The following is a 21613-nucleotide window of genomic DNA, read 5'->3' on the forward strand; positions in this document are numbered from 1 at the left end:
ACGCGGTTGTATGAAATATCTGAAAAGGAGGTCGGCCATGACCCTTCCCTGCCGTCGGACGGGAGCGGATGGCGGCCCGCTCATGGCGGGCGTGCACTACGGTTTCCGGTCTGGGTGGTGGCCGGAGACCTCTTCACAAGAACATCAGGCCCAGAGCGTCATTGCTCTTCGGCTTTGAGTTCTTTTTCCATTTTCTGGAGTTCCTGGGTGAAGGCCTGGTCCTGAACGGTGGCGCGCTTGCGCCAGGGTTTGCGTTCCGGTTCAGGTTGCGCGGCGTAGGTGGTGACTTCCCCGCCGTAAACTTCCTTGTAACGTTGTTCCTGGCGCTCAAGTTCCGCGCGCAGTTCGTCTTTCGTCACAGTTTTACCTAATTAATTGAAATTGAATCTGGTGATACGCACTGCATGCAGAACATGCAGACGGCCACGGCACCAGAGCTGACAGCTGACGTAGCATCAGGGCTTCGTGTTGTTGCCAATACAGGGGAAGCGACCCTAGAGGTGCTTCGGGCGCCACGGTATTAACCAAAGGTGCCGGCGTACGGAAGCGGTCGATTGGCCGTACCGTCGCTGAGTTGCATTATAGCGGTCCAGCTGAATAACACTATCGGGAAAAATTCAAAGGGCCTGTTGTTTGTGTGAATGGATGTTTGTATGTGAAAACTTGTGTCAATCAGGTTTCAGAAGATGCTTGCTAGTGCCGGTATCCTGATGCCCTTCAAGGCGACAAGTTCAATATCGGCCACCCCTTCCGTCAAATCGCTTGTCACTATCGCCCAACTTGTTATCGAGCGTTCGACGGCTGGCGAATCCATGATACCTGGCAGGATTGCGATTATCGGTTGCTGGTTCGATAATCGAACACTGTTGACGGTCCGACCCTTGTCTGTCCGTCGGGCCGCCGCTTGTAATAGCCGTCATTCCCGGGGAAGGACCAGACATGAACGACCAATTGCGCAATGCTTTCACTTCAGTCGCGCCACCGATCGTCGCCTCGCCGGCCAAACGGATCCAGGCCCTGACCGGCGATCCTGATTTCATGACCTCCCTGGCCCGCGGATTGGCTGTGGTCCAGGCCTTCCAGGAGCGCAAGCGGCACCTGACCATCGCCCAGATCAGCCATCGCACGGAAATCCCTCGCGCGGCCGTCAGACGTTGCCTGCATACCTTGATCAAGCTTGGTTACGCCACCACGGACGGACGCACCTATTCGCTGCTGCCCAAAGTGCTGACCCTGGGGCACGCCTATCTGTCCTCGACGCCTTTGGCTGTCTCTGCCCAGCCGTACCTGGACCGCATGAGCGAGCAATTGCACGAAGCCTGCAACATGGCCACGCTCGAAGGCGACGACATCCTCTATATCGCCCGGTCAGCCACCACCCAGCGCCTGATTTCGGTCGATCTGTCGGTCGGCGGGCGCCTGCCAGCCTACTGCACCTCAATGGGCAGGATTCTCCTGGCGGCCCTGGATGATGCTTCGCTGCGCGACTACCTCGACCACGCCGACCTGCAAGCCAAGACCAGCCGCACCTTGCACACCCCCGAGGCATTGCTCGAATGCCTGCAACAGGTACGGCAGCAAGGCTGGTGCATCGTCGACCAGGAACTGGAACAGGGCCTGCGTTCGATTGCCGTGCCGGTGTACGACGCTTCCGGCCAGGTGGTCGCGGCGCTGAATGTCAGTACCCATGCCGGGCGGGTCAGCCGCAATGAGCTGGAACAGCGTTTCCTGCCAGGCCTGCTGGGGGCCAGCCGCGACTTGAGCGCGCAGCTGTTCACTTAAGCTGTTCGATAAACGCACACAGTCGGCGGCGATGAATTGACGGTATTTGCCTGCCCTCATTAATGTCGCGCAGCGTCATCCGGCGGGTTTCGCCGGTCCCTGATCGTTCGCCTGCGTTTATCGCGTGGAATAAAAATAAAATGAACCAGCCCCAGACCTCCGTAGGCAACTGCCTCGATGTGCAGTCCTTCATCAATGCCCAACCCATTTCGCGCTACCAGTGGCGGGTGGTGATTCTTTGTTTCCTGATTGTTTTCCTCGACGGCCTCGATACAGCGGCCATGGGCTTCATCGCCCCGGCGCTGTCCCAGGACTGGGGCATCGATCGCGCCAGCCTTGGCCCGGTGATGAGCGCCGCGCTGATCGGCATGGTGTTTGGCGCATTGGGTTCAGGGCCGCTGGCTGATCGCTTCGGACGAAAAGTCGTACTGGTGGGCGCGGTCCTGCTGTTCGGCGCCTTCAGCCTGGCGTCGGCCTACAGCACCAACGTCGATCAATTGCTGGTACTGCGATTCCTGACCGGTCTGGGATTGGGCGCCGGGATGCCGAACGCCACCACCTTGCTCTCGGAATACACCCCGGAACGCAAGAAATCCCTGTTGGTGACCAGCATGTTCTGCGGCTTCAACCTGGGCATGGCCGGCGGCGGGTTCATCTCCGCCAAGCTGATACCGGCGTTCGGTTGGCACAGCCTGCTGCTGATTGGCGGGATCCTGCCGTTGATCCTGGCGGTCGTGTTGCTGTTCTGGCTGCCGGAGTCGGCGCGTTATCTGGTGGTGCGCAATCGCGGTACCGACAAGGTGCGCAAGACCCTGGCACCGATCGAACCGAACACGGTGGCCCAAGCGGCGAGTTTCAGTGTGCCGGAACAGAAAACCGTGAAAGCCCGCAATGTGCTGGCGGTGATCTTCTCCGGCACCTACAGCGCTGGCACCTTGCTGCTGTGGCTGACCTATTTCATGGGCCTGGTGATCGTCTACCTGTTGACCAGTTGGCTGCCGACCCTGATGCGCGACAGCGGCGCGAGCATGGAGCAGGCCGCGTTTATCGGTGCGCTGTTCCAATTCGGCGGCGTGTTGAGCGCCGTCGGGGTGGGTTGGGCGATGGACCGGTTCAATCCGCACAAGGTCATCGGCATTTTCTATCTGATGGCCGGGGTGTTTGCCTACGCGGTGGGGCAGAGCCTGGGCAACATCACCTTGCTCGCCACCCTGGTGCTGGTGGCCGGCATGTGCGTCAACGGCGCGCAATCGGCGATGCCTTCCCTGGCCGCGCGTTTCTACCCGACCCAAGGCCGCGCCACTGGTGTCTCGTGGATGCTGGGCATCGGTCGTTTCGGCGCGATCCTCGGCGCCTGGATGGGCGCGACCCTGCTGGGCCTGGGCTGGAACTTCGAACAGGTCCTGACCGCCCTGGTGATCCCGGCGGCCCTGGCGACCACGGCGGTGGTGATCAAGGGCATGGTCAGTCATGCGGATGCGACCTGAGCCATAAAGCTTAAGCCTGTGAAAGACCTGTGGGAGCGAGCCTGCTCGCGATTGCGGTGGGTCAGTCAACACTTATGCAAGTTGATACACCGCTATCGCGAGCAGGCTCGCTCCCACAAGAGGATGGCTTTGTGCAAATAGATAGCCAAACAACAATCTGTTCGATAAACGAACACTCAGTCGATTATCGGATTGTTTGGCTTTTCCCCCAGGCTTAATCTTCAGTCACTCCGGCGCTTAACCTCGCGCCTTTTTCTTCATGTCGGTCTACTGGAAAACGGGAGCCTGCCCCATGGCTGAAATCCTTTCGCTGCACGACGCGGTGAAGCAATTCGTCAACGACGGCGATACCGTCGCGCTCGAAGGCTTCACTCACCTGATTCCTACTGCGGCGGGTCATGAAATCATTCGTCAGGGCAAGAAAGATCTGACCCTGGTGCGCATGACGCCTGACCTGATCTATGACCAGTTGATCGGCGCCGGTTGTGCTCGCAAGTTGATTTTCTCCTGGGGCGGCAACCCTGGCGTAGGGTCGTTGCACCGCTTGCGCGATGCCGTGGAGAAACAATGGCCACACCCGCTGGAGATCGAGGAACACAGCCACGCCGACCTGGCCAACGCCTACGTCGCCGGCGCCTCCGGCCTGCCGTTCGCGGTGCTGCGGGCCTACGCCGGTTCCGACCTGCCGAAGGTCAACCCGCTGATCAAGAGCGTGACCTGTCCCTTCACCGGTGAAGTATTGGCCGCTGTACCTTCGGTGCGCCCGGACATCACGGTGATCCACGCCCAGAAAGCCGACCGCAAGGGCAACGTGCTGCTGTGGGGCATCCTCGGTGTGCAGAAAGAAGCCGCCCTGGCCGCCAAGCGTTGCATCGTCACCGTGGAAGAAATCGTCGACGACCTGAACGCACCGATGAATGCTTGCGTACTGCCGACCTGGGCATTGAGCGCCGTGTGCCTGGTGCCGGGTGGCGCCCATCCGTCCTACGCCCACGGCTACACCGAGCGTGACAACCGTTTCTACCAGGCGTGGGATCCGATCGCCCGGGACCGTGAGACCTTTACCGCCTGGATCAACGAATACATCCATGGCACTAAAGACTTCAGTGAATTCCAGGCCAGACTGGCAGCCGCTTCGCAGGTGAAACCATGACTTACTCCACCAACGAAATGATGACCGTCGCCGCGGCGCGTCGCTTGAAGAACAATGCCGTGTGCTTCGTTGGCATCGGCCTGCCGTCGAAAGCGGCCAACCTGGCGCGGCTGACCTCGTCGCCGGACGTCGTGTTGATCTACGAATCCGGCCCGATCGGTGCCAAGCCCAGCGTACTGCCACTGTCCATCGGTGACGGTGAGCTGGCAGAAACCGCCGATACCGTCGTCCCGACCGGTGAGATTTTTCGCTATTGGCTGCAGGGCGGGCGTATCGACGTCGGTTTCCTCGGCGCCGCCCAGGTCGACCGTTTCGGCAACATCAACACCACGGTGGTGGGCGACTACCATCAGCCGAAAGTCCGCTTGCCGGGTGCCGGCGGCGCGCCGGAAATCGCCGGCTCTGCCAAGAGCGTGTTGATCATCCTCAAGCAGTCGGCTCGCTCGTTTGTCGACAAGCTGGATTTCATCACTTCGGTCGGCCATGGTGAAGGCGGCGATTCACGCAAACGCCTGGGCCTGCCAGGCGCCGGTCCCGTCGGTATCATCACCGACTTGTGCATCATGGAACCGGAAGCCGACACCCATGAGTTCGTGGTCACCGCGCTGCACCCCGGCGTGACCCGCGAGCAAGTCATTGCGGCCACCGGGTGGGCGATCCGTTTCGCCGTCCAGGTGCAAACCACCGCCGAACCGACCGAAGTGGAGCTGCGCGCACTGCGCGACCTGGAAGCTCGTACCGCGGCGGCCCACGGCCAGGCACCGGGAGAAGCCTGATGCGCGACGTTTATATCTGTGATGCGATTCGAACCCCCATCGGTCGGTTTGGCGGCGGTTTGTCCGCCGTGCGTGCCGACGACCTGGCGGCCGTGCCGATCAAGGCGCTGATGGAGCGCAACCCATCGGTGGACTGGAGCGCGGTGGACGAAGTGTTTCTCGGCTGCGCCAACCAGGCCGGCGAAGACAACCGCAACGTGGCGCGCATGGCGCTGCTGTTGGCGGGCCTGCCGGAAAGCATTCCCGGCGTGACCCTCAACCGTCTTTGCGCCTCGGGCATGGACGCCATCGGCACCGCGTTCCGCGCCATCGCCAGTGGTGAAATGGAACTGGCCATCGCTGGCGGCGTGGAGTCGATGTCCCGTGCGCCGTTCGTAATGGGCAAGGCCGACGCGGCGTTTTCCCGCAACATGAAGCTGGAAGACACCACCATCGGCTGGCGTTTCATCAACCCATTGATGAAAGCCCAATATGGCGTGGACGCGATGCCGCAGACCGCCGATAACGTGGCTGATGACTACGCCGTATCCCGCGTCGACCAGGACGCCTTCGCCTTGCGCAGCCAACAGCGCACGGCGGCGGCCCAGGCGGCGGGTTTTTTTGCCGAAGAAATCGTTCCGGTGCGCATCACCCATAAAAAAGGCGAAACCGTGGTCGAGCAGGATGAGCATCCTCGCGCCGATACCACGCTGGAAACCTTGAGCAAACTCAAACCGGTCAACGGCCCCGACAAGACCGTCACTGCCGGCAACGCCTCGGGTGTCAACGACGGCGCGGCTGCACTGATCCTGGCGTCGGCCGAAGCGGTGAAGAAACACGGCCTGACGCCGCGCGGCAAAGTGCTGGGCATGGCCAGTGCCGGCGTGGCGCCCCGAGTGATGGGCGTCGGTCCGGTGCCGGCGGTGCGCAAGCTCATTGAGCGCCTGGGCCTGGCGGTCGCGGATTTCGATGTGATCGAACTCAATGAAGCGTTTGCCAGCCAGGGCCTGGCGGTGTTGCGCGACCTCGGCCTGGCGGACGATGCGCCCCAGGTCAACCCGAACGGCGGCGCCATCGCCCTCGGCCATCCCCTGGGCATGAGCGGGGCGCGCTTGGTACTGACGGCGCTGCACCATCTGGAAAAGACCGGCGGCAAGAAAGGCCTGGCGACCATGTGCGTCGGCGTCGGCCAAGGGCTGGCGCTGGCGATCGAACGCGTCTGACGCGTCGTTCTACTAATAAGAAACCGAGGAATGCTTCATGACTGACAAGCCTGGTTATCGTCGCCCCCAAGCGGGCACCCAGCCGGAGTATCTGCACCCGCCGTACCAGTCCACCAACCTGCGCTCGCCGTCCAAGCCGTTGGTGTTCCTGCCGCATTCGCTGTCGGAAATTACCGGCCCGACTGTCGGTGCCGACCGCGTGCAAGAGAAGGACCACGACCTGACCGCCCAGCATGCCGGCGAGCCGCTGGGGGAGCGGATCATCATCCACGGGCGCGTGCTGGATGAGAATGGCCGGCCGGTGCCGGGCATTCTGGTGGAGATCTGGCAGGCCAACGCCGCCGGTCGCTACAACCACGACCGCGACAACCATGACGCGCCGCTGGACCCGAATTTCACCGGCACCGGTCGTACCGTCACCGACGCCGACGGCTGGTATCAGTTCCAGACCATCAAGCCTGGCGCCTATCCGTGGGGCAACCACCACAACGCCTGGCGCCCGGCGCACATCCATTTCTCACTGTTCGGGCCGAGCATTCTGACGCGCCTGGTGACGCAGATGTATTTTCCGGGCGATCCGTTGCTCGAATACGACCCGATCTACAACTGCGTGCCAGACACCCGTGCCAAGGAACGCCTGATCGCCCGTTTCGACCTGGAAAAAACCGTCCCTCACTACGCCCTCGGTTACCGCTGGGACATCGTCTTGCGCGGCCGCGATGCCACGCCGATGGAGAAATAAGATGACGCTCACCGCCACCACGTCCCACACCGTTGGCCCGTACTACCACATCGGCCTGACCTGGCTGAACCGCGAAGACCTGACCGTCACACAAACCCTCGGCCAGCGCGTGGCGATCACCGGGCAGGTGGTCGACGGCAATGGCCAGTTCGTCAACGACGCGATGCTGGAAGTCTGGCAGGCCAACGCCGCCGGCAAATACGCCCACCCGGAAGACGACCAGGACAAACCCCTGGACCCGCACTTCGAAGGTTTCGGCCGGGTGCCGGTGGATGCCGAAGGGCGCTTCCGCTTCACCACCATCAAGCCGGGCACTGTGCCAGGGTTGAACGGTACGACCCAGGCACCGCACCTGGTGGTGCTGGTGTTCGCTCGCGGGCTGGTCAAGCATTTGCTGACGCGCATCTACTTCGACGGCGAACAGGCCAACGAAACCGACCCGCTGCTGGCCTGCGTACCTGAGGAGCGTCGCGCCACGATCGTGAGCAAGCCCGATGCGTCGGGCGTGTATCAGTGGAACGTGATCCTGCAGGGCACGGATGCCGAGACGGTGTTCTTCGATTACTGAGTGAGCCAATCGTGGAGCCATCGCGGGCAAGCCTTGCTCCCACAGGGGTACACGACATGTGGTTGAGCAATGGCAACAACCCCTGTGGGAGCAAGGCTTGCCCGCGATAGCGTCAGTCCAGGCAATGCAATACTGTGGAACGGGATTGTTACTAAGTGTGTCTAGAACTTCGTCAGTCCCCAACGAGTGAGTAATCCATGGCCATCCCAATCAGCCATTACACCGGTGAAGAACGCAGCAAGCGCATCTTCGCCATCGTCGGCGCCTCATCCGGCAACCTGGTCGAATGGTTCGACTTTTACGTCTATGCGTTCTGTGCGATTTATTTCGCGCCGGCGTTCTTCCCTTCGGACAACCCTACGGTGCAACTGGTCAACACGGCCGGTGTGTTCGCCGCCGGGTTCCTGATGCGGCCCATCGGCGGCTGGATTTTTGGCCGGGTGGCGGACCGTCACGGGCGCAAGAACTCGATGATGATCTCGGTGCTGATGATGTGCTTTGGCTCGTTGCTCATCGCCTGCCTGCCCACCTACAAGGACATCGGCGTCTGGGCGCCGCTGTTGCTGTTGTTTGCGCGTTTGCTGCAGGGCCTGTCGGTGGGTGGCGAATATGGCACCACCGCCACCTACATGAGCGAAGTCGCCCTCAAGGGCCAACGCGGCTTTTTCGCCTCGTTCCAGTACGTGACGCTGATCGGCGGGCAATTGCTGGCGGTGTCGCTGGTGGTGATCCTGCAACAGTTCCTCAGCGAAGACGAACTGCGTGCCTATGGCTGGCGGATTCCATTCGTGGTGGGCGCGGTGGCGGCGTTGATCTCCCTGTTCCTACGGCGTTCTTTGAAGGAAACCAGCAGCAAGGAAATGCGCGAGAACAAGGACGCTGGCAGCATTATGGCGTTGTTTCGCGATCACAAGGCTGCGTTCATCACCGTGCTGGGCTACACCGCCGGCGGCTCGCTGATTTTCTACACCTTCACCACCTACATGCAGAAATACCTGGTGAACACCGCCGGCCTGCACGCCAAGACCGCCAGCTACATCATGACCGGCGCGCTGTTCCTGTATATGTGCATGCAGCCGTTGTTCGGCATGTTGGCGGACAAGATCGGCCGGCGTAGTTCCATGCTCTGGTTCGGAGCCCTGGGAGCGTTGTGCACGGTGCCGATCCTGCTGACCCTCAAAAGCATCAGCAGCCCGTTCCTGGCGTTTGTCCTGATTACGTTGGCGCTGGCGATTGTCAGTTTCTACACCTCCATCAGTGGCCTGGTGAAAGCGGAAATGTTTCCACCTGAAGTGCGGGCGCTGGGAGTAGGGTTGGCTTACGCGGTGGCCAATGCGATTTTTGGCGGTTCGGCGGAGTACGTTGCCTTGAGCCTGAAGGCCCAGGGCATGGAGAACGCCTTTTACTGGTATGTCACGGTGATGATGGTGGTGGCGTTCCTGTTCAGCCTGCGCCTGCCCAAGCAGCCGGCGTATTTGCACCACGACCTTTGACCCAACCGCGCCGGCCGTGAGGCCGGCGCACCCAAGGACTGTTTATGAGCGAACGACCGGGCAATCAGCTGTTCGATGCCTACTTCACCGCCCGCGACATGCGCGAGGTGTTCTGCGATGCGGGGCGGGTCCAGGCCATGCTGGATGTCGAGGCCGCGCTGGCCCGGGCCGAGGCGCGGGTAGGGTTGATCCCCCAGGATGCGGTGGCGCCGATCGAGAACGCCTGCCGTGCCCAGCTGTACGATTTTTCCGCGTTGAGCGAAGCGATTGCCAGTGCCGGCAATTCGGCGATCCCGTTGGTCAAGGCATTAGGCAAGCGCATCGCCACTGAGAACGCCGAGGCCGAGCGCTATGTGCACCTGGGCGCGACCAGCCAGGATGTGATGGACAGCGGGCTGGTGCTGCAACTGCGCCAGGCGTTGGGCTTGATCGAGGCAGAGCTGGCGCAACTGGCCGTCACCCTGGCCCGACAAGCTGAACGCTACGCTGCCACGCCGTTGGCCGGGCGCACCTGGCTGCAACACGCCACGCCGGTGACTCTGGGCATGAAAATCGCCGGTTGGCTGGGGGCGATCACTCGCAGTCGCCAACGTTTGAAAGAACTCAAGCCACGCTTGCTGGTACTGCAATTCGGCGGTGCCTCGGGAACGCTCGCCGCGTTGGGCGAACAGGCGCTACCCATCGCCGAAGCCCTGGCCGCCGAGTTGCAACTGAACCTGCCGGAACAACCGTGGCACACCCAGCGCGATCGTTTGGTGGAGTTCGGCGCAGTGCTGGGTTTGATCGCTGGCAGCCTGGGTAAGCTGGGCCGCGACGTCAGCCTGTTGATGCAGACCGAGGCAGGTGAAGCGTTCGAGCCGTCGGCGCCGGGCAAGGGCGGTTCGTCGACCATGCCGCACAAGCGCAACCCGGTGGGCGCGGCGGTGCTGATCGGTGCGGCGACGCGAGTGCCTGGCTTGTTGTCGACGCTGTTCAGCGCCATGCCCCAGGAACACGAGCGCAGCCTGGGCCTGTGGCACGCCGAATGGGAAACCCTGCCGGAGATCTGCTGCCTGGTGTCCGGTGCCTTGCAACAGGCGCGGCTGCTGGCCGAAGGGCTGGAAGTGGACGCGGCGCGCATGGCCCGCAACCTGGAACTGACCCAGGGATTGGTGCTGGCCGAAGCGGTGAGCATCGTCCTGGCCCAGCGTGTGGGACGCGACACGGCGCACCATCTGCTGGAGCAATGTTGCAAGCGTGCCGTGGCCGAGCAACGGCATTTGCGTGATGTGCTGGGGGATGAACCTCAGGTCACTGCGCAGCTATCCGCGACCGAGCTTGATCATCTGCTCGACCCGGCGCACTACCTCGGACAAGCCCAGACCTGGGTCGCCCGGGCCGTGGCTGAACACCTTGCCTTGAACGCCTGAAAGGAGATTGTTGTGGGATTCGTCAAACTCGCCGAGGGCGATCTGAACTATCGTTTTGATGGGCCGCAAGACGCCCCTGTGTTGGTGCTCTCCAATTCCCTGGGCACCGATCTGCACATGTGGGACGAGCAGGTCGCGGCCTTCAGCGAACACTTTCGTGTGCTGCGCTTCGACACGCGCGGCCATGGCCAGTCGCTGGTCACCGAAGGACCGTACAGCATCGAACAACTGGGCCGCGATGTGCTGGCGATGCTTGATGCCTTGAACCTCGACAAAGTGCATTTCTGTGGCTTGTCCATGGGCGGTTTGATCGGCCAGTGGCTGGGGATCAACGCCGGCGAGCGCCTGCACAAACTGGTGGTGTGCAACACCGCCGCCAAGATCGGCGATCCGTCGGTGTGGAACCCGCGCATCGAAACCGTGCTGCGTGACGGTAAGGCGGCGATGGTGGCGTTGCGCGATGCCTCGATTGCCCGTTGGTTTACTCCTGACTTTGCCGAGGCCCAGCCTGCGACGGCAAAAAAAATCACCGACATGCTCGCCGCCACTTCGCCTCAGGGCTATGCCGCCAACTGTGCGGCGGTGCGTGATGCCGATTTCCGCGAGCAGTTGTCGTCGATTCGCGTACCGCTGCTGGTGATCGCCGGCACTGAAGATGCGGTGACGCCGCCGTCGGGTGGGCACTTTATCCAGGAGCGGGTCCGTGGGGCCGAGTACGCCGAGTTCTACGCCGCGCACCTGTCCAACGTCCAGGCCGGCGCCGCGTTCAGCGCGCGGGTCCTGGATTTCCTGCTTGATTCTGGCCGTGCCTGAGGAGTTTTTTGTGGACGAGAAACAACGTTACGACGAAGGCATGCAAGTACGCCGCGCGGTGCTGGGCGATGCCCACGTCGATCGCAGCCTCAATGCCCTGACCGAGTTCAACAGCGAATTCCAGGAGATGATCACCCGTCACGCCTGGGGCGACATCTGGACCCGCCCGGGCCTGCCGCGCCATACTCGCAGCCTGATCACCATTGCCATGCTGATCGGCATGAACCGCAACGAAGAACTCAAGCTGCACCTGCGCGCCGCCGCCAACAACGGCGTGAGCCGCAGCGAGATCAAGGAAGTGATCATGCAGAGCGCCATCTACTGCGGCATCCCGGCGGCCAACGCCACCTTCCACCTGGCCGAGTCGGTGTGGGATGAATTGGGCGTCGAATCGCGGGCTTGAGAACCACCGCCAATCCCTGTGGGAGTCAATACTGTGGGAGCAAAGCTTGCTCGCGATGCAATGCCACACTCACCAGAAATGCCACTGACCCACCGCGATCGCGAGCAAGCTTTGCTCCCACACTGGATTTTCAGTGAGCACAAATTTTGTGCTCGGCACTGATCCCCCTGTGGGAGCGAGCCTGCTCGCGATGACGATGGTACAGCCTCCCTCCATGCCTGGCTTTTACAGCAAGCTGATCGGATAGCTGATGATCAACCGGTTCTCATCGAACTCATTGGTGCTGTAATCCCGACGCATCGTCGAGTTGCGCCACTTCACATTGAGGCTCTTCAGCGCGCCGCTCTGCACGGTATAGGCCAGCTCACTTTCACGGCCCCATTCCTTACCGTCATCGACCGTGGCGGTGTGCACGTTGTCGCCGCTGATGTAGCGGTTCATCAGGGTCAGGCCCGGCACGCCGACGGCGGCGAAGTTGAAATCGTGGCGCAACTGCCAGGATTTTTCCTTGGCGTTGTCATAACTGGAGTTGTAACTGTCGTTGGCCAGGGTGCCGCCGCTGGTGCCGTTGACGCGCATCCAGGCATCGTCACCACCGACTTTCTGCAGGCCGACGTAGAAGGTGTTGCCGCCGTATTTGGCCGAGAGCATGGCGAACGCGGTTTTGTTGTCCAGGTCGCCGGCCAGCGCGCTGCCGTCTTCCTTGCCGATGAAGTAGCCGAGGTTGGCGCCCAGGGTCCAGTCGCCGATAGGCTGGCTGTGGGTCAGGTTGAAGTATTTTTGCTGGTAGATGTCGGACAGCTCCGAGTACCAGACGCCGACCTGGGTGCGTTTTTCGTTGAAGGCGTATTCACCGCCGCCGAAGTTGAAACGGTCGGAGGTGAACGCGCCACGGCCGTTCATCGACATGTCTTCCATGCTCGCGTCGTTGCGCGGGCTGTTGGCGCGGAACTGGCCGCCGTAGAGGGTCAGGCCGCTGATTTCGGTGGAGGTCACCTGGCCGCCGCGGAAGGTCTGGGGCAGGGAACGACCGTCGTCGGAACGCAGGATCGGCAGCACCGGCATCCATTCGCCGACCTTCAGTTCAGTCTTCGATACCTTGGCCTTGAGGGCCACGCCCAGGCGACCGAAGTCATCGGCCGGGCGACCGTCATCGTGCACCGGCAGCAGTTGCGTACCGGCCGTGCCGCGGCCGCCGTCGAGCTTGACCGAGTACATGCCCAGCACGTCCACGCCGAAACCGACCACGCCCTGGGTGAAGCCGGACCTGGCGTCGAGGATGAAACTCTGGGTCCATTCCTCGGCTTTGCCCTGGGTATTGTTCGGGTTGGTGAAGTTGCGGTTGATGTAGAAGTTGCGCAGGTTGAGGTTGACCTTGGCGTCTTCGACAAACCCCGATTCCGCCGCCAGGACGGGTAGGGCGGTACTGGTCAGGGCGGCGGCAATGAGGCTGGGGAACAGGTGCTGTATGGGCTTCATGGGCGTTGTCTCTATTTTTTTGTGGACGAAGCGAGTTGCTGCCGCACGTTTGAGGTGCAGGCGCTAAGGGTGGAGCCAGGGTCGTCAGGGCGATTGGGGATCAGCCGGGTGAGGCGGGGTGTAGGGGCATGGCGTCGAACCTGTTGTTATTGGTTTTGTGCGAGCGATGGTGAAGGGCCGCCCGGGATCGGTTCAATTGCCGTTTGCGGGTTTTGGGCGATTATCGAACGGCAAAACAATCGATTGGATGGACGTATTCCACTGTGAGCGAGCTTGCTCGCGATGGCGGCCTGACAGCTGGCTTTGCTCTTGTTGACTGGGTACATATCCGTTTTCGTGGTAACGGCTACTTATGGTTCCGCCCTGACGGCGGCTCACTTTTGAGAAGCGCAAAAGTAAGCAAAACGCTCCTGCCCCACCACTCGGTGCCTCGCTAGGGCTCGGCATGCCCTCACTCCGGCATTGCTCCGTGGGCCCGCCGCGAAGGGCCATCCATGGCCCAGCGCGGCTAACCCGGCATCCATGCCGGGTTACCCACTCCACAATGCCTGCGTTCGGCCAGCGTGGTTAACGGGGCGCCCGAGATCAACATCCGCCACGAGGCGGCCTGGTAGCCGACCTGGCTCTTCCGGTCGTACACCCATCAGACCTGTGGGAGCAAAGCTTGCTCGCGAGGCGGCCTAGTAGCCGACCTGGCTCTCTTGGTCGTACACCTGTCAGATCTGTGGGAGCAAAGCTTGCTCGCGATGGCGGCCTAACAGTCGACCGGGTTCTGGCAGCTGTACTTCGACCCAACTGTGGGAGCGAGCCTGCTCGCGAAAGCGGCCTGACAACCGACCTAGCTCTGGCGGCTGTACTTCAATCCAAGTGTGGGAGCGAGCTTGCTCGCGAAGGCGGTGTCACAGTCGGTGGAGATGTTGAATTTGCCGGCCTCTTCGCGAGCAAGCCCGCTCCCACAGGGAAAACGCGGTCCCACCAAGAACCAGGTCGGCTACTAGGCCGCCTCGTGGTGGACGTTGATCTCGGCGCCCCGTTAACCACGATGGCCGCACGCAGGCATTGCGCAGTGGGCACCTCGGCATGGATGCCGAGGTAGCCGCGCTGGGCCATGGATGGCCCTTCGCGGCGGCCCACGGAGCAATGCCGGAGTGCGGGCATGCCGAGCCTAGGCGAGGCACCGAGTGGTGGGGCATGAGCGTTTTGCTTACTTTTGCGCTTCTCAAAAGTGAGCCGCCGTCAGGGCGGAACCCTAAGCCGCCGTTACCGCAGCAATGGATATGTACCCGATCAACAAAATCTTGGCCAGCCGTAAGGCCGACATCGCGGGCAAGCCTTGCTCCCACATAGGCCAGCGTTAAAGCGCACACAAACAAAAAGCCCACCTTTCGGTGGGCTTCATGTTCAGCGTTCAAACGTCAATCAGAACAGCTTCATCTTCGGCGCTTCTTCTTTCACCGGTTCGTTCTTGCCCGTTTCGGCATTCCAACCACCGCCCAGAGCCTTGTACAAATTGACCTCACTGGTCAGTTGCGCAAGACGGTCAGTGATCAGCGATTGTTGCGCGCTGAACAACTGGCGTTGGGCGTCGAGGAAGGTCAGGTTGCTGTCGACGCCGATGCGGTAGCGACGCTCGGCCAGGCGGTAGTAGTCCTGGTTGGCGGCGACGAAGTCGGTCTGGGCCTGCAACTGTTCGTTGTAGGTCTGACGCGCGGCCAGGCCGTCGGAGACTTCCTGGAACGCCGTCTGAATCGACTTCTCGTACTGCGCGACGTTGATGTCTTTCTGGATCTTGGCGTAGTCCAGGCTCGCGCGCAGGCTACCGGCGTTGAAGATCGGCAGGTTGATTTGCGGCGCGAAGGTCCAGGTGCCCGAACCACCCTTGAACAGGCCGGACAGGTCCGGGCTCAGGGTGCCGGCGTTGGCCGTCAGGCTGATGCTCGGGAAGAACGCGGCCCGTGCGGCGCCGATGTTGGCGTTGGCAGCCAGCAGGTTGCGTTCGGCCTGGAGGATGTCCGGACGACGCTGCAGCAGGTCCGACGGCAGCCCGGCCGGCATTTCGCTGAGCAGGTCATCGCTCAACGGTTGCGAGTTCAGGTTGGCCGGCAGGCCGGTGCCCAGCAGCAGGGTCAGGCTGTTTTCGTCCTGGGCGACCTGGCGGGTGTACCGGGCCAGTTGCACACGGGCGTTTTCCACGGCGGTGCGCGCCTGGCTCAGGTCCAGGGCCGAGGCCACGCCGACTTCGGCGCTGCGCGAGGTCAGCTTGAAGCTTTGCTCGTAGGCCCCGAGGGTTTCCTGGGTCAGCTTGAGCAGTTCCTTGTCGGCTTGCCAGGTCAGGTAGGCATTGGCGACGTTGGCCACCAGGCTGATCTGGGTGCTGCGCCGGGCTTCTTCGGTGGCGAAGTAGCTTTGCAACGCTTGCTCGCTCAGGCTACGAACCCGACCGAACAGGTCCAGTTCATAGGCGCTGATGCCCAAGGTCGCCGAGTAGGAACTGCTGATCGCCGCTTCACCGGTTTGCGAAGCCCGTGCCGGTACCCGCTGGCGGCTGCCGGAGCCGGTGGCCGAGACGGCCGGGAACAGGTCCGCGCGCTGGATGCGGTACTGCGCAGCGTAGGCATCGATGTTCAGCGCCGCGACGCGCAGGTCGCGGTTGTTTTCCAGGGCGACCTGGATCAGCTGTTGCAACGCCGGGTCATGGAAAAATTGCTTCCAGCCTTGCTCGGCGGCGGCCTGGCCGGGCGCGTTGGCCGCCTCGTAGGCCGGCCCTTGCGGGTATTGCGCCGCGACCGGTGCGTCGGGCCGCTGATAGTCGGGGATCAGCGAGCAACCGCTGAGCACGACGGCGGCGATGGTCAGGGAGAGTAGCGACTTGCTCATTGGCCAGCCTCTTTGGAAGTTTCAGGAGTGTCGTGCTCGTCGGTATTTTTGCGACGGCCTATCGACGACACGGTCACGAAGAACAATGGCACCCAGAAAATCGCCAGGATGGTCGCGGTCAACATACCGCCGATCACACCGGTACCGATGGCGTGCTGGCTGCCTGAACCGGCGCCTGTGGAGATCGCCAGCGGGACCACGCCGAGGACGAACGCGAGGGACGTCATGATGATCGGCCGCAGACGCATCCTACAGGCTTCAACGGCGGCTTCCACCAGGGTTCGGCCCTGTTCGTGGAGTTCCTTGGCGAACTCCACGATCAGAATGGCGTTTTTCGCCGCCAGGCCGATGGTGGTCAGCAAGCCCACCTGGAAGTACACGTCGTTGGACAGGCCGCGCAGGCTGGTCGCCATCAGGGCACCGATGATCCCCAGCGGCACCACGAGCATGACCGCGATCGGAATCGACCAGCTTTCATACAGCGCTGCCAGGCACAGGAACACCATCAGCAGCGACAAGGCGTACAACGCTGGCGCCTGGGAGCCCGATAGACGTTCCTCGTAGGACAGGCCCGTCCAGGAAATACCAACACCGGCCGGCAGCTTCTTGGCGATGGCTTCGACTTCGGCCATGGCTTCACCGGTGGAATAGCCAGGCGCCGGGGTGCCGAGGATTTCCATCGCTTCCACGCCGTTGTAACGAGCCAGTTTCGGCGAGCCGTAGACCCACTCACCCTTGGCGAACGCCGTGAACGGCACCATGGTCCCGGCGCTGTTGCGCACGTACCACTTCTGCAGGTCTTCGGGGCTCATGCGTGCGTTCGGCTGGCCCTGGACGTACACCCGTTTCACCCGACCGCGGTCGATGAAGTCGTTCACATAGCTACTGCCCAAGGCAATCGACAGGGTGTTGTTGATCTCCGTGAGGGTAATGCCCAGGGCACTGGCCTTCTCGTCATCGATTTCCAGCTGGTATTGCGGTTCATCGTTCAGGCCGTTTGGACGCACCTGAGCCAATATCTTGCTCTGGGCCGCCATGCCCAGGAACTGGTTGCGGGCTTCCATCAGCTTGTCGTGACCGATGCCGGCGCGATCCTGCAGGAACACGTCGAAACCGGTGGCGTTACCCAGTTCCATCACCGCTGGCGGGGCGAAGGCGAACACCATCGCGTCGCGGAAGGTGAAGAAGTGTTGCTGGGCGCGGCCGGCGATCTTGAACACGGTGTTATCCGCGTTACGCTCTTCCCACGGCTTGAGCATGATGAACGCCAGGCCGGAGCTCTGGCCACGACCGGCAAAGTTGAAGCCGGTCACGGTGAACACCGAGGCCACGCCATCGCCTTCGCCGCCGTCCTTGCTCGGACGCAGCAGGAACTCACGCATCTTGTCCACCACCACCTGGGTACGCTCGGCGCTGGAACCGGCCGGTGTCTGCACCTGGGCAAACAGCACGCCCTGGTCTTCTTCCGGCAGGAACGCCGTCGGGATGCGGGTGAACAGCCAGACCATGCCAACCACGATGATGATGTAGGCCAGCAGGTACGGGGCCTTGTGCTTGAGCATATTGCCCACGCCGCGTTCGTAGCTCCTGACGCCACGGTCGAAGGTGCGGTTGAACCAACCGAAGAAGCCGCGTTTCGGCGTACCGTGCTCACCCTTGGGGATTGGTTTGAGCATGGTGGCGCACAGGGCCGGGGTGAAAATCAGGGCCACCAGGACCGACAGGGCCATGGCCGAGACGATGGTGATGGAGAACTGCTTGTAGATCACACCGGTGGAGCCGCCGAAGAACGCCATCGGCAGTAATACCGCCGAGAGCACCAGGGCGATACCCACCAGGGCGCCCTGTATCTGGCCCATGGATTTCTTGGTGGCTTCCTTGGGCGACAGGCCTTCTTCGCTCATCACCCGTTCGACGTTTTCCACCACGACGATGGCGTCGTCCACCAGCAAGCCGATGGCCAGCACCATGCCGAACATGGTCAGGGTGTTGATGCTGAAGCCGAACGCCGCGAGGATGCCGAAGGTGCCGAGCAGTACCACGGGTACGGTCATCGTGGTGATGATGGTGGCGCGGAAGTTCTGCAAGAACAGGAACATCACCAGGAACACCAGTACGACCGCCTCGACCAGGGTTTCAACCACACCCTTGATCGATTCGCTCACCACCGGGGTGGTGTCGTAGGGGAACACCACTTCCAGACCTTGCGGGAAGAACGGCTTGAGATTTTCCACGGTCTGGCGCAGGGCCTTGGCCGTGTCGAGGGCATTGGCGCCAGTCGCCAGTCGCACCGCCAGGCCAGAAGCCGGGGCACCGTTGAACTGAGCGTTGATGCTGTAGTTCTCACCACCCAGGGCCACATCGGCCACGTCGCCGACACGCACTTGCGAGCCGTCCGGGTTGACCTTGAGCAGGATTGCCTTGAACTGCTCGGCGGTCTGCAAGCGGGTCTTGCCGATGATGGTGGCGTTCAGTTGCTGGCCGGGCATGGCCGGCAGGCCGCCGAGCTGGCCGGAAGCGATCTGGACGTTCTGCGCGGTAATCGCCGTGCTCACATCCACCGGGGTCAGGTTGAAATTGTTCAGCTTGGCCGGGTCGAGCCAGATCCGCATCGCGTATTGGGCGCCGAAGACCTGGAAGTCACCAACACCCGCGGTGCGCGAGATCGGGTCCTGCATGTTGGACACGATGTAGTTGGACAGGTCTTCCCGGGTCATGCTGCCGTCGCGCGACACCACGCCGATCACCATCAGGAAGTTTCTCACTGACTTGGTCACGCGGATGCCCTGTTGCTGCACTTCTTGCGGCAGCAGCGGGGTGGCCAGGTTCAGCTTGTTCTGGACCTGGACCTGCGCGGTATCGGAGTTGGTGCCTTGCTCGAAGGTGGCAGTGATGGTCATGCTGCCGTCGGAGTTACTTTCCGACGATACATAACGCAGGTTGTCGATGCCGTTGAGCTGCTGCTCGATCACCTGCACCACGGTGTCCTGCACGGTTTGCGCGGATGCGCCCGGGTAGGTCACCTGGATCGCAATGGCCGGCGGTGCAATGCTCGGGTACTGGTTGATCGGCAACTTGAGGATCGATAGAGCCCCGACCAGCATGATCACCAGGGCGATCACCCAGGCGAAAATCGGACGGTCGATAAAAAATTTCGACATGGTTTACTCCCCTTTGCCGCCGGCGGCTTTATCAGCTGTCTGTGCGGGGGCCGGGTTCTTGGTATCAACGTTAGTGGCTTCGGTGGCTTTGACTTCCACGCCAGGGCGTACGAACTGCAACCCTTCGGTGATCACGCGATCGCCGGCCTTGAGCCCGTCTTCGATCAGCCATTGGCTGCCAACGGTGCGGCTGGCCTTGAGCTGACGCAGTTCGACCTTGTTGTCGGGGCCAACGACCAGGGCGGTCGGCGCACCCTTGAGGTCGCGGGTCACGCCTTGCTGCGGTGCCAGGATCGCCGCGCTGTTCACACCGGCCTGCAATTGTGCGTGGACGAACATGCCCGGCAGCAGGGTGTGGTCAGGGTTGGGGAACACGGCGCGCAAGGTCACCGAACCGGTGGTCTGGTCGACCGACACTTCGGAGAACTCCAACTTGCCTTCGTGTGGGTATTGGCTGCCGTCTTCCAGGGTCAGCTTGACCATGGCGGCGTTATCACCAGCCTTTTGCAGGCGGCCGCTTTCCAGCTCACGGCGCAGTTGCAGCAGCTCGACCGAACTCTGCGTCACGTCGACATAGATCGGGTCCAGTTGCTGGATGGTCGCCAGGGCGTCGGTCTGGCCGTTGCTCACCAGCGCACCTTCGGTGACCGAGGAACGACCGATGCGACCGGAAATCGGCGCGTAGACCTTGGTGTAGCGCACGTTGATCTGGGCGGTCTGCAGGTTGGCTTCCGACTCCAGGCGATTGGCCACGGCGGTGTCGTATTCCTGACGGCTCACCGCCTGTTCATCCACCAGTTGCTTGTAGCGGTCGGCAATCGACTTGGTGGAACGCAGGTTGGCCTCGGCGCTCTTGAGGGTCGCTTCATAGACGGCCGGGTCGATCTGGTACAGCTGCTGGCCGGCCTTGACGTCGGCGCCTTCCTTGAACAGGCGCTTGAGAATGATGCCGTTGACCTGCGGACGTACTTCGGCGACGCGGAACGCGCTGGTGCGCCCCGGAAGCTCCGACGTCAGGGTGAAAGGCTGGGTCTTGAGGGTTACGACGCCGACCTGAGGAGGCGGAGGAGCAGGTGCAGCCTCTTCCTTTTTGCATCCGCTGAGCAGCGATGCCAGGGCGATGGCAGTAACCAGGGCAGTAACAGCTGGCTTGAATTGCATGGAAATCCTCGGGTCCAGGCGCGCAACGGGCGCACTCGAAAGGTGGAAAGGTAAAAAGGCGCATTAATTCAATTAGTAGGATGCTAAGAAATATACTTACGTACATGGTTGTTTGTAAACAGCCAAATTGCGTAATATCCGGCTTTACACAAGCCTGACAAAGGCGAGCGTAGATCGGGGACGCGTTCCAAGAGACGTCGCCTCATATTTTGTTCCGTTGATTCTTACGCATTGCTGACGCGTTGCTGTCGCGTTGCTGACGCATCCTGATTGAGGTGTTTACTGCCATGGTCCGTCGTACCAAAGAGGAAGCCCAGGAGACTCGCAGCCAGATACTCGAAGCCGCCGAAAAGGCGTTTTTCGAGCGAGGCGTGGCGCGTACGACCCTGGCCGACATCGCGACACTGGCCGGAGTGACGCGCGGCGCCATCTATTGGCATTTCAGCAACAAGGCGGACCTGCTCCAGGCCATGCTCGATACCCTCCACGAGCCGCTCGATGAGTTGGCCCGTGCCAGTGAAAATGAGGAGGAGCTTGACCCGCTGGGCTGTATTCGCAAGCTGTTGGTCCGGTTGTTCCAGCAAGTGGCCCTGGACCCGAAAACCCGGCGCATTAATGAGATTCTGTTCCATAAGTGTGAATTCACCGATGAAATGTGCGATTTGCGCCAGCAGCGACGCGAGGTCAGCCTCGACTGCAATGTGCGCATCGCCCTGTCGTTGCGCAATGCGATGAAACGCGGCCAGTTGCCGGATGATCTGGACCCCGAAAGGGCGGCAGTTGCCATTCATGCCTACATCGACGGCATCTTGTACCAATGGCTACTGGCCCCCGACAGCTTCGCCCTGGCGGGTGAGGCCGAGCGCTGGGTGGAGATCGGGCTGGACATGCTGCACTTGAGCCCCAGCCTGCGCAAATGAAACAAAATGCGTAATTGCGTCGGTTTGTGTCGATACATCCGCGTAAGGGTGCTTTTATAAACCGACACTGGCGCGGTTGATAGGCAATAGGCGGCGAATTTTGTAGGAAATTTGTTTCGCGCGGGTGAATGTGCAGGAAGAATCCGCTCGGCAGGTTCATCCGACCGGATCGGCCGATTCCCCGCCA

17 protein-coding genes are annotated in these 21613 nt (G+C 61.8%); 12 read left to right on the forward strand and 5 right to left on the reverse strand.

All coding sequences use genetic code 11. The annotated features are described in order from the left end of the window. Positions 1–158 precede the first annotated feature (158 nt). Positions 159–359, reverse strand: coding sequence for a hypothetical protein (locus tag B0E42_RS06690; protein WP_003184509.1), 201 nt, complete (start codon positions 357–359; stop codon positions 159–161). A gap of 580 nt (positions 360–939) precedes the next feature. Between B0E42_RS06690 and pcaR the strand changes: the two genes are divergently transcribed. The 11 genes from pcaR to pcaC all read left to right on the forward strand — a co-directional run bounded on the left by pcaR (position 940) and on the right by pcaC (position 11828). Further along, complete coding sequence (pcaR, locus tag B0E42_RS06695; RefSeq protein ID WP_003184507.1) at positions 940–1782, forward strand: pca regulon transcriptional regulator PcaR; 843 nt, start codon at positions 940–942, stop codon at positions 1780–1782. A gap of 140 nt (positions 1783–1922) precedes the next feature. Continuing rightward, positions 1923–3269 carry an MFS transporter gene (locus B0E42_RS06700; RefSeq protein WP_024619584.1) on the forward strand — a complete coding sequence of 449 codons (1347 nt, stop codon included), beginning with the start codon at positions 1923–1925 and terminating at the stop codon, positions 3267–3269. A gap of 292 nt (positions 3270–3561) precedes the next feature. Further along, positions 3562–4422: a CoA transferase subunit A gene (locus tag B0E42_RS06705; protein WP_003198638.1), complete on the forward strand. Its 861-nt coding sequence runs from the start codon at positions 3562–3564 to the stop codon at positions 4420–4422. After that, complete coding sequence (locus tag B0E42_RS06710; protein WP_077506059.1) at positions 4419–5198, forward strand: CoA-transferase subunit beta; 780 nt, start codon at positions 4419–4421, stop codon at positions 5196–5198. The genes B0E42_RS06705 and B0E42_RS06710 overlap by 4 nt, the downstream gene beginning before the upstream one ends. Beyond that, on the forward strand, positions 5195–6400 hold the full coding sequence (pcaF, locus tag B0E42_RS06715; protein ID WP_174553540.1) for a 3-oxoadipyl-CoA thiolase: 1206 nt from the start codon (positions 5195–5197) through the stop codon (positions 6398–6400). The genes B0E42_RS06710 and pcaF overlap by 4 nt, the downstream gene beginning before the upstream one ends. 37 nt (positions 6401–6437) lie before the next feature. Beyond that, positions 6438–7142, forward strand: coding sequence for a protocatechuate 3,4-dioxygenase subunit beta (gene pcaH / locus B0E42_RS06720; protein WP_077506060.1), 705 nt, complete (start codon positions 6438–6440; stop codon positions 7140–7142). A gap of 1 nt (position 7143) precedes the next feature. Then, the gene (gene pcaG, locus B0E42_RS06725) at positions 7144–7710 is read left to right on the forward strand and encodes a protocatechuate 3,4-dioxygenase subunit alpha (protein WP_018610921.1); all 567 of its coding nucleotides are present in this window, start codon (positions 7144–7146) and stop codon (positions 7708–7710) included. A gap of 197 nt (positions 7711–7907) precedes the next feature. Further along, entirely contained in the window at positions 7908–9203 is a 1296-nt protein-coding gene (locus B0E42_RS06730; protein WP_018610920.1) for an MFS family transporter, read from the forward strand. Positions 9204–9247: 44 nt separating this feature from the next. Then, a complete protein-coding gene (locus B0E42_RS06735; RefSeq protein ID WP_053178379.1) occupies positions 9248–10612 on the forward strand; it encodes a 3-carboxy-cis,cis-muconate cycloisomerase in 1365 nt (454 codons plus the stop codon). Between the two features lie 12 nt (positions 10613–10624). Beyond that, positions 10625–11425 carry a 3-oxoadipate enol-lactonase gene (gene pcaD, locus B0E42_RS06740; protein WP_053186107.1) on the forward strand — a complete coding sequence of 267 codons (801 nt, stop codon included), beginning with the start codon at positions 10625–10627 and terminating at the stop codon, positions 11423–11425. Between the two features lie 10 nt (positions 11426–11435). Further along, positions 11436–11828, forward strand: a complete 393-nt coding sequence (gene pcaC / locus B0E42_RS06745; RefSeq protein ID WP_014336968.1) for a 4-carboxymuconolactone decarboxylase — start codon at positions 11436–11438, stop codon at positions 11826–11828. Positions 11829–12053: 225 nt separating this feature from the next. On the opposite strand, the gene B0E42_RS06750 is transcribed toward pcaC, so the two are convergent. The 4 genes from B0E42_RS06750 to B0E42_RS06765 form a co-directional block, all read right to left on the reverse strand. Next, a complete protein-coding gene (locus B0E42_RS06750; protein WP_077506061.1) occupies positions 12054–13307 on the reverse strand; it encodes an OprD family porin in 1254 nt (417 codons plus the stop codon). Between the two features lie 1419 nt (positions 13308–14726). Continuing rightward, positions 14727–16184, reverse strand: coding sequence for an AdeC/AdeK/OprM family multidrug efflux complex outer membrane factor (gene adeC / locus B0E42_RS06755; protein WP_018607038.1), 1458 nt, complete (start codon positions 16182–16184; stop codon positions 14727–14729). Continuing rightward, complete coding sequence (gene emhB, locus B0E42_RS06760; RefSeq protein ID WP_053178383.1) at positions 16181–19345, reverse strand: efflux RND transporter permease subunit EmhB; 3165 nt, start codon at positions 19343–19345, stop codon at positions 16181–16183. The genes adeC and emhB overlap by 4 nt, the downstream gene beginning before the upstream one ends. A 3-nt stretch (positions 19346–19348) precedes the next feature. Next, the gene (locus B0E42_RS06765) at positions 19349–20506 is read right to left on the reverse strand and encodes an efflux RND transporter periplasmic adaptor subunit (protein ID WP_018607033.1); all 1158 of its coding nucleotides are present in this window, start codon (positions 20504–20506) and stop codon (positions 19349–19351) included. A 287-nt stretch (positions 20507–20793) separates the two neighbouring features. Here B0E42_RS06765 and B0E42_RS06770 point away from each other — a divergent pair, with 287 nt between their 5' ends. Continuing rightward, complete coding sequence (locus B0E42_RS06770) at positions 20794–21426, forward strand: TetR family transcriptional regulator (protein ID WP_018607032.1); 633 nt, start codon at positions 20794–20796, stop codon at positions 21424–21426. The last annotated feature ends 187 nt before the right edge of the window (positions 21427–21613 follow it).

The organism is Pseudomonas sp. A25(2017) (assembly GCF_002001065.1).
GTDB lineage: Bacteria > Pseudomonadota > Gammaproteobacteria > Pseudomonadales > Pseudomonadaceae > Aquipseudomonas > Aquipseudomonas kilonensis.